Genomic DNA, 15,819 nt, shown 5'->3' with positions numbered 1-15,819 from the left:
GGCGACCCGCACGGGTTTGTTCGTCACGGAGCTCCTTCCTCAACGGCGGTTGCGTGCGGCGACGGACGTCGGGTCGACGAACCGCAGCGCGATCATGAGCAGGACGAGCGTGGTGAGCATGTACACGACGGCCATCGCGTCGATCTGCTGCGAGGGCAGCTGGCCTGCCTGCAGCGCCGCCCCGAACAGGGCCACGACGATGGTCTGGCTGTTGGGTCCGGCGACCAGGAACGTCAGCTCGAACTGGCCGACCACGCGGACCAGGACCAGCACACCGGCGGCCAGCAGGCCGGGAACCATCAGCGGGGCCAGCACACGCAGGAACACCTGGCGGAATCCCGCGCCGAACACACGGGCGGCGTCCTCGACGCGCGGGTCGATCTGATCCACGAACGGGATGAGGACCAGGACGGCGAAGGGAAGCGCCGGCACCAGGTTCACCAGCACGAGCCCGGCGATGGTGTCGTTGAGCCGCAACTGGTACACCAAGGTGGCCAGCGGCACCGCGTAGCTCATGGTCGGGATGACCTGCGGCACCAGGAACAGCATCAGCACCAGGCGCTTGCCCGGGAAGTCCAGCCGGGACAGGGCGAATGCCGTCGGGATCGCCACCAGGAGCGACAACGCCACCACCGCGGCCGCGACGACCAGCGTCGTGGTCAGCAGACTCGGGAGGTCGAAGTAGGACCAGGCGCCGGAGTACCACTTGGTGGTGACGTCTCCCGGCAGCCACCCACCGCTGAGTTGCTGGGTGAACGACGCCAGGACGACCACCAGCACGGCGACCAGCAGACCGCCGATGAACGTCCACAGACCTGTCCAGGTGGCCGCGCCGGTGACGGTGTAACGGCGGCGTGCGGTGATCTCGGCGGTCATCCTTTACCCCCTGCGGTCGAGCCGCGGTAGAGCTTGCCGCGCAGCCCGAACACCAGGCCGATCACCACCAGTTGCATGACTGCCATGATCACCGCGGTGGCCGACGCGGTGGCGTACTGGGCGTTGGTGTACTCGGTGTAGGCGATCTTGGACAACACCCTGGTGGGACCTGCGTCGTTGCCGACCAGGGTCGCCGAGGGGAACACCCCGAACGCGAGCACGAACGACAGGCAGAACGTGATCGTCAGACCCGGTAGCAGGAGCGGTAGCGCGATCAGCCGGAACCTGGCCCGGGCGTCCGCGCCGAGCACGGCGGCGGCCTTCTCCAGGCTCGGGTCGATGCCCGAGGCGTACCCGAGCATCAGCAGGAACGCGAACGGGAAGCCGCTGATCACCAGCGACAGCAGGACGCCGAGGAAGTTGCCGGTCAGCGCGAGCGGCGCGTCGACCAGCCCGACGGTCAGCAAGGCCTTGTTGAACCAGCCCGCCGGGCCGAGGAAGTTGTTCATCGCCGAGGCGACGAACACCGTCCCCAGCGTCATCGGGATGAGCACCACGGCGGTGATGACCCGCTTGCCCCGCACCGGACCCCGCATCCGGTACGCGATGGGCAGCGCCGCCGCGACGTTGATCAGTGACGCCAGCAGCGCGAGTTGCAGCGTGATGAGCACCGACTCGCGGCTGCCCTGGTTGTCGACCAGCCGGTTGGTGAAGAACGCCTCGTAGGCCGACAGCGGACCGTCCTTGCCCTGGAACGACAGTCCTACCCCGTAGAACAGCGGGTAGACGAAGAACACCAGCATGAACAGCACACCGGGGACGACCAGCCACAGCACCGGGGTGATCCCCCGCGCACGGGCCCAGGCCCGCACACCGTCCCGGCCGCCGCCGCTGCGCGGGGTCGCGGCGACGGCGCTCACGACTGTTCCCCACTCGCGACCAGGGCCGGCTCCTGCGTGCCGGATCCGGCGTCGGAGGGGAAGACCTGGATCCGTTCCGGCTGCACGTTGGCGTCGACGGTCCTGCCCGGCGAGAGCGGCTCCAGCGAGTGCGCGTGCACCACCGTGCCGTCGGCGGTGCGTCCTTCGACCGCGAACGTCCGCCCCTGGTACTCGCACACCCGCACCGTGAGCGGGATCGGCCTGCTGGTTTCCGGACCGCCGATCAGCAGGTCGTCCGGGCGGATCATGGCGACCGCGTCGCCGTCGGCTCCCTGTGCGCGCTCGCTGGGGAACGCCCAGCCGAGGCCGGCGATCTCGACGGTTCCCCCGGCCATCCGGGCCGGCAGCGCGTTGCGGTAGCCGACGAACGCGGCGACGAACGCGTTGGCCGGCCTGTCGTACACCTCCGCCGGGGTGCCGATCTGCTGCACCACGCCACTGCACATGACCACCAGCCGGTCGGCCAGGGACAGCGCCTCGGCCTGGTCGTGGGTGACGTACACGGTGGTGAGGCCGAGTTCCTGGTGCAGCAGCCGGATCTCCGTGCGCATGTCCAGCCGCAACTTGGCGTCCAGGTTGGACAGCGGCTCGTCCATGAGCACGAGCCGGGGCTCGACCACGATCGCGCGGGCGATGGCGACCCGCTGCTGCTGACCACCGGAGAGCTGACCGGGAGGTTTGTCCGCCTGCTCACCCAGTTGCACGAGGTCGAGCGCCCTGCGGACCCGCGCGGTCCGCTCGGCCTTGCCCACCTTGCGCATCCGGAGTCCGAACGCGACGTTCTCGGCGACGGTCAGGTGCGGGAACAGCGCGTAGTTCTGGAAGACCATGCCGAAGTTCCGCTTCTCCGACGGCAGTGTGTCCACCCGTTGCTCGTCGATCCAGATCGACCCGCTGGTCGGTTCCAACAGCCCCGCCAGCAGGTTCAGCGCGGTGGACTTGCCGCAGCCCGACGGGCCGAGGAGGGCCATGAACTCGCCCCCCTGCACGGTGAGGTCGAGCCCGTCCAGAGCGGTGAACCCATTGGGGAACCGGCGGCCCAGCCCGTCGATCCGCAGCTCGCCGAAGGTCGCCGCGCGACTCACTTCTTCGATCCGATCTTCTCGTTCCACTCCGAGAACTTGGCCTGCACGTTCGCACCCGCCATCGGGGCGATGGGCGTTCCCTGCTGCAGCTTCTCGACCAGCTCGGGCCTGCCGTACTTCTTGAACACCGCCGCGATGTCCGGCGGCGCCAGGCTGGGCGTGACGCCCTTGACCGGGAAGCCGCTGCCGTGCAGGGCGTAGGTGAGTGCCTGCTGGTCCGCCTTGAGCATCCACTTGGCCAGGTCGAGGACCACGGCCAGCTTCTCCGGCTCGACCCCGCGCGGCACCGTGACGTACCGGCCCTCGATGACGAGCTGGGGATCGTCGAAGGCAGCGACCTGGATGTCCTTGCCCAAGCTGCCGTTGGCGTGCCGCTGCTGGTCCCAGCCGCCGGAGGTGACCGTCATGTCGATGGCGCCCTTGGTCACCGCGTCGAAGGACTCGGAGGTCTTGGCGTAGTAGGTCCCGGTGTACTTGTTGAGCTCGGCCAGGTACGCCCAGGTCTTGTCCCAGGTTTTGGGATCGTCCGGGTTGGTGTCGCCGAGCATGTGCGGCAGCGCGTCGATGAACTGGTTGGCCGGGCCGGAACCGCCGGTCGGGTTGGCGTAGCTGAACCGGCCGGGGTGCTTCTTGGCCCATGCCAGCAACGCTTCCGGCGTGGTGGGCGGGGTGCCGACGCGGGACTTGGAGTAGGTGAGCAGCGGGCCGTTGGGGTCGGCGGAGTCGGTGATGCCGAAGCCGTCACCTGCCTTCTGCATCACCGAACCCGCCTCGGTGAGCTGCGACGACAACTCGGGCAGGGCCGACTTGTAGGCCGGCATGAGTTGCAGCAGCGCCTTCTGCGCACGCATGTTGGACAAGCCCTCGATACCCGTCAGCACCACGTCGATCGAGACACGGCCGGCGGCCTGCTGGGCAGCGAGCTTGCCGGCCACGTCGGCGGGTGACCCCGTCTCGTAGGTGATGCCGGAGACGAGCTTGGGATGCGCCGCCTTGTAGTTCTCGATCACCTGCTTCATGTGGGCCAGGTCGCCCGACACATCCAGGATGTTCAGCTTGACCGGGGAATCGGGCAGTGCGGGAGCCTGAGCCGGCGCTTCGGGCAGAGACTGGGTGTCAGGGGCCGAACAGGCCGAAGCCACCAGTGCTGCGGCCAGCAAACCAGCGACACGCACGGCTGATCTGATCTTCATCGGAGAGGCCTTCCTCAATCACCGGGCATCGGTGCCCGGCGGCGGCGAAGGAAATCGCTTTCCGGACCGTAGGGCCGGCTCCGAATGTGTGTCAATGCACACGTCGATACTGTCCCGCCAGACGATCAGAACGCGCCCGTCCGGCCGGCCGCGAAACCACCGGAGCGGATCACCCAACGAGCTCTACCACCCGTGAGCTGGCAAAACGCCTTCACCGCCGCCTTGTCGCCACAGGAGGGAGGATCATCGGCGCGACGCCCACCGGCGTTCTCGATCACGTATCGTCCCGTTGCGTGCAGTTGCGCCTGTCGGTCGTCCGATACTGGAGGAGGCACCCGATGCCCGAAGTAGCCAGATCCCCTGTCACGTTGCGTGACGTCGCGGCTGCGGCAGGCGTCTCGATCACGACCGCATCCCGCGTCCTGGGAGGCAGTACCCACTCGGTCTCGCACGCGACCGCCGAGCGCGTGCGCACGGCCGCCGCAGACCTGCGCTACACGCTGAACGCGTCCGCACGGGCGATGCGACGGACCAGCGAGGCGGTCGCGCTCATCGCGGACGACCTGACCACACCTTCCATGGGCATGGTGGTCGCGGCGATGGAGAGGCAGGCCCGGAAGTCGGGCGCGTTCGTCACCGTGTCCTCGACCCGCGCGACCCCGGACAGGCAGTTGCAGACCGTCCGACTGCTGCGCGGCCTGCGTCCGAAGGCGCTGGTTCTCACTTCCGGACGACTGCAGGAAAACCGACTCGAAGAGCGACTGCTCAGGGAACTGCAGGCATACGAGCACGAGGGGGGCCGAGTCGTCATCGTCGGCGCCGCGGAGGAGGCGTTCGACTCGATCGACCTGGACAATCACGGCGCCGGGTACTGCGTCGGCAACTACCTCGCGCAGTCCGGTCACCGCAACGTGGTGATCCTCGGGTCCGAACAGGGCACGGCGAACCTCTCGGCGCGCGTCTGCGGCTTCATCGACGGGCTGACCAGCGCAGGGGTGCCCGCCGCGGCCATCCGCACGGTGAACTGCACGGGCGACCGCCAAGGCGGCTTCGAGACGGCCCGCGCACTGGCCGACCAGGGGATGGCGGCGACCGACGCCGTCCTCGCCGTGAACGACGCGGTCGCCATCGGCGCGATGTCGGCATTCCGCGCCGCCGGGGTCAGGGTGCCCCACGACGTGTCGGTGACGGGAATCGACGACATCCAGCTCGCGGTCGACGTGACGCCTCAGTTGACCACGGTCGCGCTGCCGCTGACCGACATGGGGGCGACCTCCATCCGGATGGCGTTGGCCGACCGCCACGAACCGACGACCCTGATGGTCCAGGGCCACCTGGTCGTCCGTGACAGCACCATGCCGAGGGGCCCGCGAGCGCCGCACCCTTGACCGCGCGGCACCCTGCGGCCACATTGGAAAGCGATTGCCACCCTTGAGTCGAGAGTTACTGGCGGTGAAACGCGCACGATGCCCGCGCTGAACAGCAGGTCCGAGTCCGGCACAACGCCACGCCGCCACTATGCCGCCGGCCCGGAAGCCGCCTCGGTGACCCTGCAGGACGTCGCCACGGAAGCGCGGGTCTCCCTCGCCACGGCGTCGCGAGCCCTCCACGGCGGCAGTCGCGGCGTCCGGTCGGAAAACCGCGAGCGCGTGCTCGCCGCCGCGGCCAGGCTCGGCTATGTACCCAACGCCTCGGCGCAGGCCACCGCCAAGGGATCGACCCGGACTGTGGCGCTGGTGGTCAGCGACGTGGCCGACCCCTACTATTCCGCCATCGCCGCCGGGGTCACCGACGCCGCGGAGGCGAACGGGCTCGTCGTCACCATGACCGTCGCCGACCGTTCCCCCCATCGCGAGTTGGAGCTCGTCAGAGGACTGCGGGGTCACCGCCCGCAGATCATCGTCGTCGCCGGCAGCCGGATCGACGACAGCGAGACCGAGCAGGAGCTCATCGACGAACTCGCGCAGTACCGGGCCACCGGCGGCCGCGTGGTGCTGATCAGCCAGCCAGGACTGCCGTTCCCCACCGTCACCATCGACAACGCGCACGGAGCCGAAACGCTGGCCCGGACCCTGGCGGAGGCCGGCTACCGGCGGTACTCGATCATCTGTGGCCCCGACCGCATCAAGACCTCGCTCGACCGGTGCAGGGGGTTCACCACCGGCCTGCGCGCATCCGGGATCGAGGCCGACGACCAAGTACTCATACGCACCCAGTTCACCCGCAGCGGAGGCTACGACGCGGCTCGCGAGCTGGTTGAACGCGGCTTGGGCGACATCGAGTTGGTCTTCGCGGTCAGCGACACGATGGCGATCGGCGTGATGACCGCGCTGCGCGACTCGGGCCTGGAGCCCGGCCGTGACGTCGCGGTGGCCGGTTTCGACGACATCAGCTCCGCGATCGACGTCGTACCCGCGCTGACCACCGTCGCAGTGCCACTCAGAGAAGCCGGGATCGAAGCGGTGCGGCTCGCGCTGTCCGACGACGAGGCCCGCCCGGTGCGCATCCCGACGACCGTGCACGTCCGGGAGAGCACGCCTCGCGCGCAGGCGGCCGGCCGTTCGGCGAACGGACCGGCCACGTAGGTACCCCCAAGGTGACGCGGCTGGTGTGATCACGGCGTCGGAGTCGTCCTGGATATTGCCGTTCACCGGGCTCGGCCCTGGCTGCTTGGCGTGGCCTACTGGCGCACGAACTTGACGATGCGCCAACTCGCCCCGCTCTTCGGTATCTCCAAGTCCGCAGCAGACCGCATCATCGACCACCTCGGGCCACGGCTTGCGCTCCAGCGGCACAGGATCAGGAAACTGCCCGGGACCTCGATATGGCCGTCGGCTTCACAGGGCACGAACGACGTGGCCGGCGACGGAGGCCCCGTTGAGGGCCACACAAAGATGGCTGAGCTCTTTCAGCCGCCAGGCCTTCCGGGAGCAATCTCGACCGCGTCCACGTCCTCGTGCCTCGCTCAGCGCCTCTGCTCCGCGGCCCGATCAGATCACGTATGTGGCATGCCATGTACGAGAGACCGCCATGAATCGTGCGCGCAGTGTTGACGGCTCCCCCGGACGGCTCTACGTTCCCACGCCATACGACGTACTTCATACGTCATATATGACATGCCGTTGAGCCATCCGACCCATCCGCGGGCAGCACTCCACGGCGGTCCGGGCGGGCCGTTCGCACGATGTCAGGAGGCTTTGCATGACCGGCACTCAGGTGCGTTCGCGCCCGGAGAGAGCACGGCCCGACAGCCGGCGCTCCGCGAGTGCGCGGGAGGCCGACCGGGCGCGCAAGCGGCGACGGCGCAAAGAGGCGCTCACCGCTTACCTGTTCCTGGCGCCGTGGTTCGGCGGACTGCTGTTCATCACCGCGGGGCCGCTGCTGGCCTCTCTGTATCTGTCGTTCACCGACTACAGCCTCATCGGGGGCTCGGACTGGGTCGGCCTGGACAACTACACCAGGATGTTCACGGACGATCCGCGGTTCCTGAAGGCGCTGCAGAACACCACGATCTACGTCTTTGTCTCGGTGCCCCTGCAACTGGCCTTCGCGCTGCTGCTGGCGCTGGTGCTGGACCGGGGCGTGCGGGGCCTCGCCATCTACCGCTCGGTGTACTACCTTCCCTCGCTGCTCGGCAGCAGCGTGGCCATCGCCATTCTGTGGCGGAAGGTCTTCGGGGACGACGGCCTCTTCAATCACTTCCTCGGCCTGTTCGGCGTCGACGGGCGCAGCTGGATCGGCGACCCGTCCACCGCGCTGGGGACGCTCATCGTCCTGAACGTCTGGACTTTCGGCTCGCCCATGGTGATCTTTCTGGCGGGCCTGCGGCAGATTCCAGTCAGCTACTACGAGGCGGCCGGCATCGACGGAGCGGGCAAGGTGCGGCAGTTCTTCCACATCACGGTGCCGCTGCTGACCCCCGTCATCTTCTTCAACCTGATTCTGCAACTGATCGGCGCCTTCCAGTCCTTCACCCAGGCGTTCGTGGTCAGCGGCGGAAACGGAAGCCCCTCGGACTCGACGCTCTTCTACACGATGTACGTGTACACCAAGGGCTTCAACTCGTTCGAGATGGGCTACGCCTCGGCGATGGCCTGGTTCCTGGTGATCATCATCGCGTGCCTGACGGCGCTGAACTTCCTGATGTCGAAGTATTGGGTGTTCTACGGTGACAACTGAGGCGAAAACCGATAACTCCGCTCAGGCCGGGCTGAACAACACGCTGCTGGCCAGGGCTCTGCTCGCGCTGCGGGGAAAGAAGCTCCTGATCCACCTCGGCCTGATCCTCTTCGGCCTGGTGACGCTCTACCCGTTGCTGTGGATGATCTCCAGCTCCCTCAAACCGGACGGCCTCATCTTCCGCGAGCAGGGGCTGATCCCCACGAGCATCACCGGGCAGAACTTCGTCGACGGCTGGAACGCGCTGAGCAGCCCCTTCAGCCACTACCTGGTCAACTCACTGATCATCACCGGCGGCGCGGTGCTGGGGAACCTGACCGCCTGCTCCCTGGCCGCGTACGCCTTCGCGCGTATGGAGTTCCCGCTGAAGCGCTTCTGGTTCGCGCTCATGCTGGGCTCCATCATGCTGCCCCTGCAGGTGGTGATCGTCCCGCAGTACATCCTCTTCAAGCAGCTGGACTGGATCAACACGTTCTACCCGCTGATCGTCCCGAAGTTCCTCGCCACCGACGCCTTCTTCGTCTTCCTGATGGTGCAGTTCATCCGGACGCTGCCGCGCGACCTGGACGAGGCGGCGCGGATCGACGGGGCCGGCCACTGGCGGATCTTCAGCCGCATCATCATTCCGCTGTCGCTGCCGGCGCTGGCCACCACCGCCATCTTCACCTTCATCTGGACCTGGAACGACTTCCTCAGCCAGCTGATCTTCCTGACCGAGCCGGACAAGCAGACCGTGCCGGTGGCCCTGCGCACCTTCCTCGACTCGACGGGTCAATCCGCCTGGGGGCCGATGTTCGCGATGTCGGTGCTCTCCCTCGGCCCCATCTTCGGCTTCTTCCTCGCGGGCCAGAAGTACCTGGTCCGCGGGGTCGCCGTCACCGGCCTGAAATAGCAACGTACCGAAGGAGAGATTTCCGTGCTTCACCGACAGAGAACGGCAAGGCTCTGCTTGGCACTCGCGGCCACAGGCGCCCTGGCCACCACCGCCGCCTGCGGAGGCGACTCGGGGTCAGGCGGCCACGGAAAGGTCACACTTCAGGTCAGCTGGTGGGGCGAGGCCAGCCGGCACAAGATCACTGAGCAGGCCATCGACCTCTTCGAGAAGCAGAATCCGGACGTCACGGTCAAGTCGTCGTACTCCAACTGGGACTCCTACTACGACCAGCTGACCACCAAGGTCGCCGCCGGGGACGCCCCGGACGTCTTCGCCATCGAGATCCGCAAGCTCGGCGAGTTCGCCCGCAAGAACACCCTCGCCGATCTGAAAGGGCTGGTGAACACCGGCGATCTCGATCCGAAGCTGCTCTCCAGCGGCACCGTGGACGACACCCAGTACGCCATCCCCACCGGCGCCAACGCCTGGGCCGTGATGGCCAACACCTCCGTCTTCAAGAAGGCCGGGGTCAGCCTCCCCGATGACTCGTCCTGGACCTGGAAGGACTACGAGGACGTCAGCACCCAGCTCACCAAGGCCGGCGGCAGCGGCCTCTACGGCACCCAGATCAACTTCAACGACGCCTTCCTGAACGTCTTCGCCGCACAGCGCGGTGAATCGCTCTACGACAACGGCAAGATAGGCGTCTCGGCCGGCACCCTCGCCGACTGGTACCAGCTCAGCGCGGGCATGATCAAGACCAAGGGCTCCCCCGACGCTGCCCTCAGCAACGAGCTGGACGCCAACAGCATCGAGCAGTCCCTCATCGGCACCAACAAGGGCGGCATGGGGATGTACTGGACCAACCAGCTCAGCGCCGCCAACACCGCCTCCGGCGAGAAGATCGACCTGCTACAGATGCCGCAGGCACCGGGGGCGACGAGCAGCGGCATGTTCCTTCAGCCGGCGATGTTCTGGACCGTCGGCGCACACAGCAAGCAGCAGAAGGCGGCCGGCAAGCTCATCGACTTCCTCGTCAACGACCCGCAGGCGGGCAAGATCCTGGGCAGCGACCGCGGCCTGCCGATGAACAGCAAGGTCCTCGAGGAGATCCGCAGCGACCTGCCCGCAGCCGACCAGGCGTCGCTCGACTTTGTCGACAAGGTCCGCGACAAGCTGGCCGATCCGCCCTCCGCCTATCCGGACGGCGCCGCAGACATCCCGGACATGCTGAAGCGCTACGGCCAGGACGTCATCTCCGGCAACAAGACCCCGAAGGACGCCGCCGAGGGGTTCCTGAAGGAGGCGAACGGCACGCTCGGCTGAGCCCCGCCCCGCTGACGCCCGGCGTGCCGTGCCCGGCCTGACCCGCCGGGCCGCTCGTCGCCCCGGCACGCCGTCGCGCGGCGTGAACCGTCTGCATCCGAAGACCCGCCTTCGAGGAGCCGCCTGTGGAATCGCCTGGGAAACGGCGCTACGCCGTCGTCGGGCTCGGCCACCGCGCGCAGATGTACGTCGACGCGCTGCTCGGTGACTGGAGCGACACCGGAGAGATCGTCGCGCTGTGCGACAGCAACCGGACCCGGATGGACTTCTACAACCGGCGCATCGCCGCGACAGGCCGGGGGCCCGTGCCGTGCTTCGGCCCGGACGGCTTCACCGCGATGCTGGAGGGCGCCGACGCGGTGGTGGTGACCTCGGTGGACGCCAGCCACGCCCCCTACGTGTGCGCCGCCCTGGACGCCGGGGTGGACGTCGTGGTGGAGAAGCCGCTCACCACCGACGCGGAGGGCTGCGCGGCGATCGCGGCCGCCGCCGAGCGCAGCACCGCCCGCATCATCGTCACCTTCAACTACCGCTACTCGCCCCGGAACACGGCGCTGCGGCGTCTCCTCGCGGACGGCGCCGTCGGCGAGGTGACCTCCGTGCACTTCGAGTGGGTGCTGGACACCATCCACGGCGCGGACTACTTCCGGCGCTGGCACCGGGACCGGACGCGCTCCGGCGGGCTGCTGGTGCACAAGTCCACCCACCATTTCGACCTGGTGAACTGGTGGCTGGACGCCAGCCCCGAGCTGGTCTTCGCCCAGGCGGACCTGCTCTTCTACGGCAGCGAGAACGCCCGCGGACGCGGCCTGGGCCCGCGGCCCGCGCGCGGCACCGGAGCGCCCTCGGCCGACACCGACCCCTTCCTGCTGGACATGTCCCGCGACGAACGGCTCGCGCGGCTCTATCTCGACGCCGAGCACGAGGACGGCTACCAGCGGGACCAGGACGTGTTCGGCGACGGAGTGACCATCGACGACACCATGGCGGTGCTGGTCCGCTACGACAACCGCGCGATGCTGACCTACTCGCTGCACGCCCACGCACCCTTCGAGGGGTACCGCGTGGCGGTGAACGGCACCGAGGGCCGGGCCGAGCTGGAGGTCTGCGAACGCGCCTGGACGCCGCCACGCGCCGCCGTCGACCCGTCGGCGCGCAGCAAGGAGCACGCCGACGGGGCATGGGAACGACTGACCCTGCAACCGCACTGGTCCCCGCGGGAGGAGATCGCCCTCCATGACGGGGGCGACCGCGGGCGGGCGGGCGGCGGGCACGGCGGCGGGGATCGGCTGCTGCTCGACGACGTCTTCCGCGGCCCCACCCGGGACCCGCTGAGTCGGCAGGCGGGGTACCGCGACGGCATCCGCAGCGTGCTCGTGGGCGTCGCGGCGAGCACCTCGGCCGGCACTCACCGACCAGTGAGGCTGGTGGACGACGGCACCCGTCTCGGATGACCACCCGATACCGCCCCGGCCGGCACCGCCCCGAGTACGTTACATATGACATACGGTAGACGAGACCTGAGAGCTGTTGCCGCATGAGTGCGCCCGTGCCTGGCACCACACCGGCCGTTCCCATCCCCTCCAGGACCCAATTCGTCCTCGAACACCTGACGCAGGCCATCCTCACCGGCCAACTGCCGCCGGGACAGCCGCTGGTCGAGATCGAGCTGGCCGGGCGGTTCGGGGTGTCCAAGACCCCCGTGCGCGAAGCGCTCAAGACGCTGGCCGGACGCGGACTGGTGGTGATGAGCGAGTTCAAGGGCGCGGCAGTACGGGCCGTGGACGCGACCATGGCCCGCTCCGTCTACGACGTGCGGCTGATGCTCGAACCGGAGGCGGTGCGCCGCAGTGTTCTCGCACACTCGGGCTTCCCCGGCGCCCAGGAGGCCCTGGACCGCGCCGACGCCGCCGAGGACCGAGCCGACCGCTCCCTGGCCAACCGGGATTTCCACCGCGCGCTCTACCGCCCCTGCGGCAACCCGCTCCTGGTGCAGATGCTCGACGACCTGCGCGACCAGGCGGCGCTGGTCTCGGCGGTGGCCTGGGAGTCCACCCCCAGCTGGGAGCGGGAGGCGCAGGAGCACCGGTGGATCCTCACCCGCGCGCTGGAGGGCGACGCGAGCGGCGCCGCACACCTGCTGTACGACCACATCGCGGGGTTCGTGCGCCGGGCCTTCCCGCAGTCCGCAACGGGCGAGGGGCGGGAACCGGACCCCGACATCGCAACCCGGGGCTGAGGCGGCCGACCGGTAGCGGGCTCGTTCGGAGGGGCCCGCACGGGCCGGCGGCCCGCTCGCCGTCTCGGCAGGCGCTGTCTGGGCTGGTCGACAACCTGCCAGGCGTGTACCACCAGCAGACCGAGAACCTGCTGGTGAGCTACTCGCCGCGGAAGCTGGGTATCTTCTGGACGCGGTGCGGGGCCGGTCGCCGCCCCGGCGCGCCCGGCAGCGGGTTCGGTGCCGGGCCGCCTTCGAGGACTGCCTCGATGTTGTGGGCGGCCAGGTCCACCATCGCGGCGCGGGTCGCCTCGGTGGCGGATCCCACGTGGGGTAGCACGACCAGGCGGGGTTCGGCGAACAGCGGATCCGCGGGGTCGGAGCGGGGTTCGTCGGCCATCACGTCGAGACCCGCCGAGTGCAGCCGCCCGCCGCGCAGTGCCGCGAGCAGCGCGTCCTCGTCGACGACGCCACCCCGTCCGGTGTTGACCAGGGTCGCGGTGGGTTTCATCCGGGCGAGTTCCGCTGCGCCGATGAGGCCGGCTGTCTCGTGGGTCAGCGGGGTGTGTACGGAGACGATGTCGCTGGTGGTCAGCAACTCGTCGAACGGCACCCAGCGGGACAGCTCGTCGTCATCCCTGCGCCGTGGGTGGTGGTGCTGTACCCGCATCCCGAACCCGGCGCCCCGGCGGGCCAGGGCGCGGGCGATCTGGCCGTAGCCGATGAGCCCGAGTGTCGCCCCCTGTACGTCGAGGCCGAGGAAGGCGTCCATGCGGAAGGCGCCCCACTCGCCGCGGCGCAGCGCGTCCACACTGGCTCCGAGGCGGCGCCGCGCCATGAGGATCAGCGCCATCGCGATGTCCGCGGTCGTCTCGGCCAGTACCCCGGGCGTGTGGGTCACGACGACACCGCGAGCGGCGGCCGCGTCCAGGTCGACGCCGTCGTAGCCCATCGACGCCAGGGCCACGACGCGCAGGTCCGGTCCGGCCGCGTCCAGCAGCGGGGCGTCGACGCGGTCGGTGCCGAGCACGAGAAGTGCCGAGCAGCCCTGGGCGAGTCGGGCCAGTTCGGCGGGGACGGGCGGTGCCGTTCCCTCCCAGGCCGTGACCTGGTAGCGGGTGGCGAGGCGCTCGACGCCCGCTCCCGGCAGTCCGGCGCGGCTGACCGCCACCCGAGGCCGGGGCAGCGATGTACCGCTGGTCATGGTGAACTCCGCTTCTCCACTGGTGATTTGCTGGATGTACGTCAGGCCCCGTCCGGGTCGCCGAAGTCGAGCAGCACCTTGCAGGAGCGGGCCGGGTCGGCCGCCAGTGGGAAGGCCTCGTCCGTGCGGGACACCGGCAGGACGGAGGTGACCACCGGGTCGACCGGCAGCCGGCCGTCGGACAAGGCCCGCAGTACCTCGCCGAGTTCGGTGTCGAAGCGGAAGGAGCCGACCAGCCGCAGCTCCCGGGTGATGACGGCGTTGGCGGCGACCGGCGTGTCACCGGGAGGGAGCAGCCCCAGGCCGACCACGAGGCCGCCCCTGTCCACGCCGTACACGCAGGTGCGCAGTCCGGCCGGGTTTCCCGAGGACTCGATGGCCAGGTCGGCGGCGAGACCGTCGAGGCCGTCCGGCTCCGAGCCGACGCGTACGACCGAGGTGGCGCCCACCGCCTGGGCGACGGCCAGGGGTTCCTCGTGGACGTCGGTCACGGTGATCTCACCGGCGCCCGCGGCACGTAGCGCAGCGACCACCAGGCAGCCGATCGGGCCGGCGCCCGTGACCAGAACGCTCTTCTCCCGTACGTCACCGGCCTGGCGTACGGCGTGCCAGGCGACGGAGGCCGGTTCGGCGAGCGCGGCCAGCCGCGGGGCCAGGCCCTCGGGCAGCGGCAGCACCCGCTCCGCGGGCACCACCAGTACGTGGGCGAAGCCGCCCTGTACGTGCGGATCGCGGGCCGCGCTGCCGAGGTAGCCGGCGTCCAGGCAGGTGTTGCGCCGTCCGGTACGGCACTGCCGGCAGGTTCCGCACGACGCCAGCGGGTGCACGGCCACCGGTGTTCCCGGAGGCGGGGCCTGCGTGCCGGGGCCCAACTGGCGTACCTGGCCGACGACCTCGTGGCCCAGGACCAGCGGTTCGCGTATCCGGAACTCCCCGACCGCGCCGTGCCGCCAGTAGTGCAGGTCGGAGCCGCAGATGCCGCCGTAGCGGATGTCGAGGGCCACTTCACCGGGGCCGGGTTCCGGGATGTCGCGCTCCTCCACACGCAGGTCGCCCGCCCCGTGCGCCACCACCGCTCGCATGCTGTTCGTGTCCATGGTTCCCCTCTCGGATGACCTCAGATGACGGCGGTCAGGCCGCCGTCGACGGCGATCACCTGGCCGTTGACGAAGTCGGACGCCGGGGCCGCGAGCCAGACCAGCGTGCCGACGAGATCCTCGACCGATGCCCAGCGGCCGGCCGGGGTGCGTCCGCGGATCCAGGAGTCGAAGGCGGGGTCGTCCACGAGCGGTTGGGTCAGCTCCGTGACGACGTAGCCGGGGGCCAGGCCGTTGACGGTGACCCCTGAGCCGGCCCACTCGGCGCACATCCCGCGCGTGAGCATCGCCAGGCCGCCCTTCGAGGCCGCGTAGGCGGCGATGCCGGGGCGGGCCAGCCACGTCTGCACGGAGCAGATGTTGACGACCTTGCCGTGGCCCCGCCCGACCATGCCGGCGGCCACCGTGCGCCCGACGAGGAAGGCGCTGGTGAGGTTGGTGTGCAGCACGCGCTCGAAGGTGGCCGCGGACACTTCCAGCAGCGGCTCGCGGTGTTGCACGCCGGTGTTGTTGACGAGGATGTCCACGGGGCCGATCCGCTCCTCGATCCTCTGTACCGCCGTCTGTACGGCGGCCTCGTCGGTGACGTCGAACGGCGCGGCGTGCACGGTCCTGCCGGTGTGCCGGGCGAGTTCGGCGCGGGCGAGCTCCAGTGCCTCGGCGCCCCGTCCGTTGAGCACCACTTCGGCTCCTGCCTCGGCCAGTCCCGTGGCCAGGGCCAGGCCGATGCCCTTGCTGGAGCCGGTGACCAGGGCCCGGCGGCCGGACAGGTCGAACAACGCGCGCCCTCTCGGGGATACGGGGGGGGAAGGGAGCCGGCCGGCCC

At 69.5% G+C, this 15,819-nt stretch carries 14 protein-coding genes and 1 pseudogene; 8 read left to right on the top strand and 7 right to left on the bottom strand.

The features are described from left to right. Window positions 1-39: 39 nt before the first annotated feature. From H8R17_RS21060 to H8R17_RS21045, 4 genes are read right to left on the bottom strand one after another with little or no spacing between them, the layout of a single operon-like run. Entirely contained in the window at window positions 40-876 is an 837-nt protein-coding gene (locus H8R17_RS21060; RefSeq protein ID WP_187824761.1) for an ABC transporter permease, read from the bottom strand. Then, a complete protein-coding gene (locus H8R17_RS48735) occupies window positions 873-1,796 on the bottom strand; it encodes a sugar ABC transporter permease (protein WP_316959477.1) in 924 nt (307 codons plus the stop codon). Before H8R17_RS48735 ends, H8R17_RS21060 begins: the two co-directional genes overlap by 4 nt. Further along, window positions 1,793-2,902 (bottom strand): ABC transporter ATP-binding protein, encoded by a 1,110-nt coding sequence (locus H8R17_RS21050; RefSeq protein ID WP_187824760.1) that lies wholly within the window; start codon window positions 2,900-2,902, stop codon window positions 1,793-1,795. Before H8R17_RS21050 ends, H8R17_RS48735 begins: the two co-directional genes overlap by 4 nt. Further along, complete coding sequence (locus H8R17_RS21045; RefSeq protein ID WP_187824759.1) at window positions 2,899-4,095, bottom strand: extracellular solute-binding protein; 1,197 nt, start codon at window positions 4,093-4,095, stop codon at window positions 2,899-2,901. The genes H8R17_RS21050 and H8R17_RS21045 overlap by 4 nt, the downstream gene beginning before the upstream one ends. A gap of 338 nt (window positions 4,096-4,433) precedes the next feature. Between H8R17_RS21045 and H8R17_RS21040 the strand changes: the two genes are divergently transcribed. The 8 genes and pseudogenes from H8R17_RS21040 to H8R17_RS21005 all read left to right on the top strand — a co-directional run bounded on the left by H8R17_RS21040 (window position 4,434) and on the right by H8R17_RS21005 (window position 12,713). Further along, complete coding sequence (locus H8R17_RS21040) at window positions 4,434-5,483, top strand: LacI family DNA-binding transcriptional regulator (RefSeq protein WP_187824758.1); 1,050 nt, start codon at window positions 4,434-4,436, stop codon at window positions 5,481-5,483. Between the two features lie 156 nt (window positions 5,484-5,639). After that, window positions 5,640-6,680: a LacI family DNA-binding transcriptional regulator gene (locus H8R17_RS21035; RefSeq protein ID WP_223125304.1), complete on the top strand. Its 1,041-nt coding sequence runs from the start codon at window positions 5,640-5,642 to the stop codon at window positions 6,678-6,680. Between the two features lie 25 nt (window positions 6,681-6,705). After that, window positions 6,706-6,902, top strand: a pseudogene (locus H8R17_RS21030) (transposase family protein); the annotation flags it as partial. A gap of 394 nt (window positions 6,903-7,296) precedes the next feature. Then, window positions 7,297-8,274, top strand: coding sequence for a carbohydrate ABC transporter permease (locus H8R17_RS21025; RefSeq protein WP_187824756.1), 978 nt, complete (start codon window positions 7,297-7,299; stop codon window positions 8,272-8,274). Next, window positions 8,264-9,166: a carbohydrate ABC transporter permease gene (locus tag H8R17_RS21020; protein WP_316959476.1), complete on the top strand. Its 903-nt coding sequence runs from the start codon at window positions 8,264-8,266 to the stop codon at window positions 9,164-9,166. The genes H8R17_RS21025 and H8R17_RS21020 overlap by 11 nt, the downstream gene beginning before the upstream one ends. A 57-nt stretch (window positions 9,167-9,223) precedes the next feature. Beyond that, window positions 9,224-10,474, top strand: coding sequence for an ABC transporter substrate-binding protein (locus H8R17_RS21015; RefSeq protein ID WP_223125303.1), 1,251 nt, complete (start codon window positions 9,224-9,226; stop codon window positions 10,472-10,474). Window positions 10,475-10,599: 125 nt separating this feature from the next. Continuing rightward, on the top strand, window positions 10,600-11,928 hold the full coding sequence (locus tag H8R17_RS21010; RefSeq protein ID WP_316959475.1) for a Gfo/Idh/MocA family oxidoreductase: 1,329 nt from the start codon (window positions 10,600-10,602) through the stop codon (window positions 11,926-11,928). An 83-nt stretch (window positions 11,929-12,011) separates the two neighbouring features. Further along, the gene (locus H8R17_RS21005; RefSeq protein WP_187824754.1) at window positions 12,012-12,713 is read left to right on the top strand and encodes a GntR family transcriptional regulator; all 702 of its coding nucleotides are present in this window, start codon (window positions 12,012-12,014) and stop codon (window positions 12,711-12,713) included. Between the two features lie 139 nt (window positions 12,714-12,852). Here the strand turns inward: H8R17_RS21005 and H8R17_RS21000 are convergent, their stop codons facing one another. The 3 genes from H8R17_RS21000 to H8R17_RS20990 are packed head-to-tail and all read right to left on the bottom strand — an operon-like array spanning window position 12,853 to window position 15,772. Continuing rightward, entirely contained in the window at window positions 12,853-13,896 is a 1,044-nt protein-coding gene (locus tag H8R17_RS21000; RefSeq protein WP_187824753.1) for a D-glycerate dehydrogenase, read from the bottom strand. 41 nt (window positions 13,897-13,937) lie between these two features. Then, window positions 13,938-14,993, bottom strand: coding sequence for an L-idonate 5-dehydrogenase (locus H8R17_RS20995; protein WP_187824752.1), 1,056 nt, complete (start codon window positions 14,991-14,993; stop codon window positions 13,938-13,940). Window positions 14,994-15,013: 20 nt separating this feature from the next. After that, complete coding sequence (locus tag H8R17_RS20990) at window positions 15,014-15,772, bottom strand: SDR family NAD(P)-dependent oxidoreductase (RefSeq protein ID WP_187824751.1); 759 nt, start codon at window positions 15,770-15,772, stop codon at window positions 15,014-15,016. Window positions 15,773-15,819: the final 47 nt, after the last annotated feature.

Origin of the sequence: Streptomyces sp. TRM68367 (assembly GCF_014495685.1) — a bacterium.
Classification (GTDB): Bacteria; Actinomycetota; Actinomycetes; order Streptomycetales; family Streptomycetaceae; genus Streptomyces.
The sequence above is the reverse complement of the archived record's forward strand: the minus strand, read 5'-3'. Positions and strand labels throughout refer to the sequence as shown.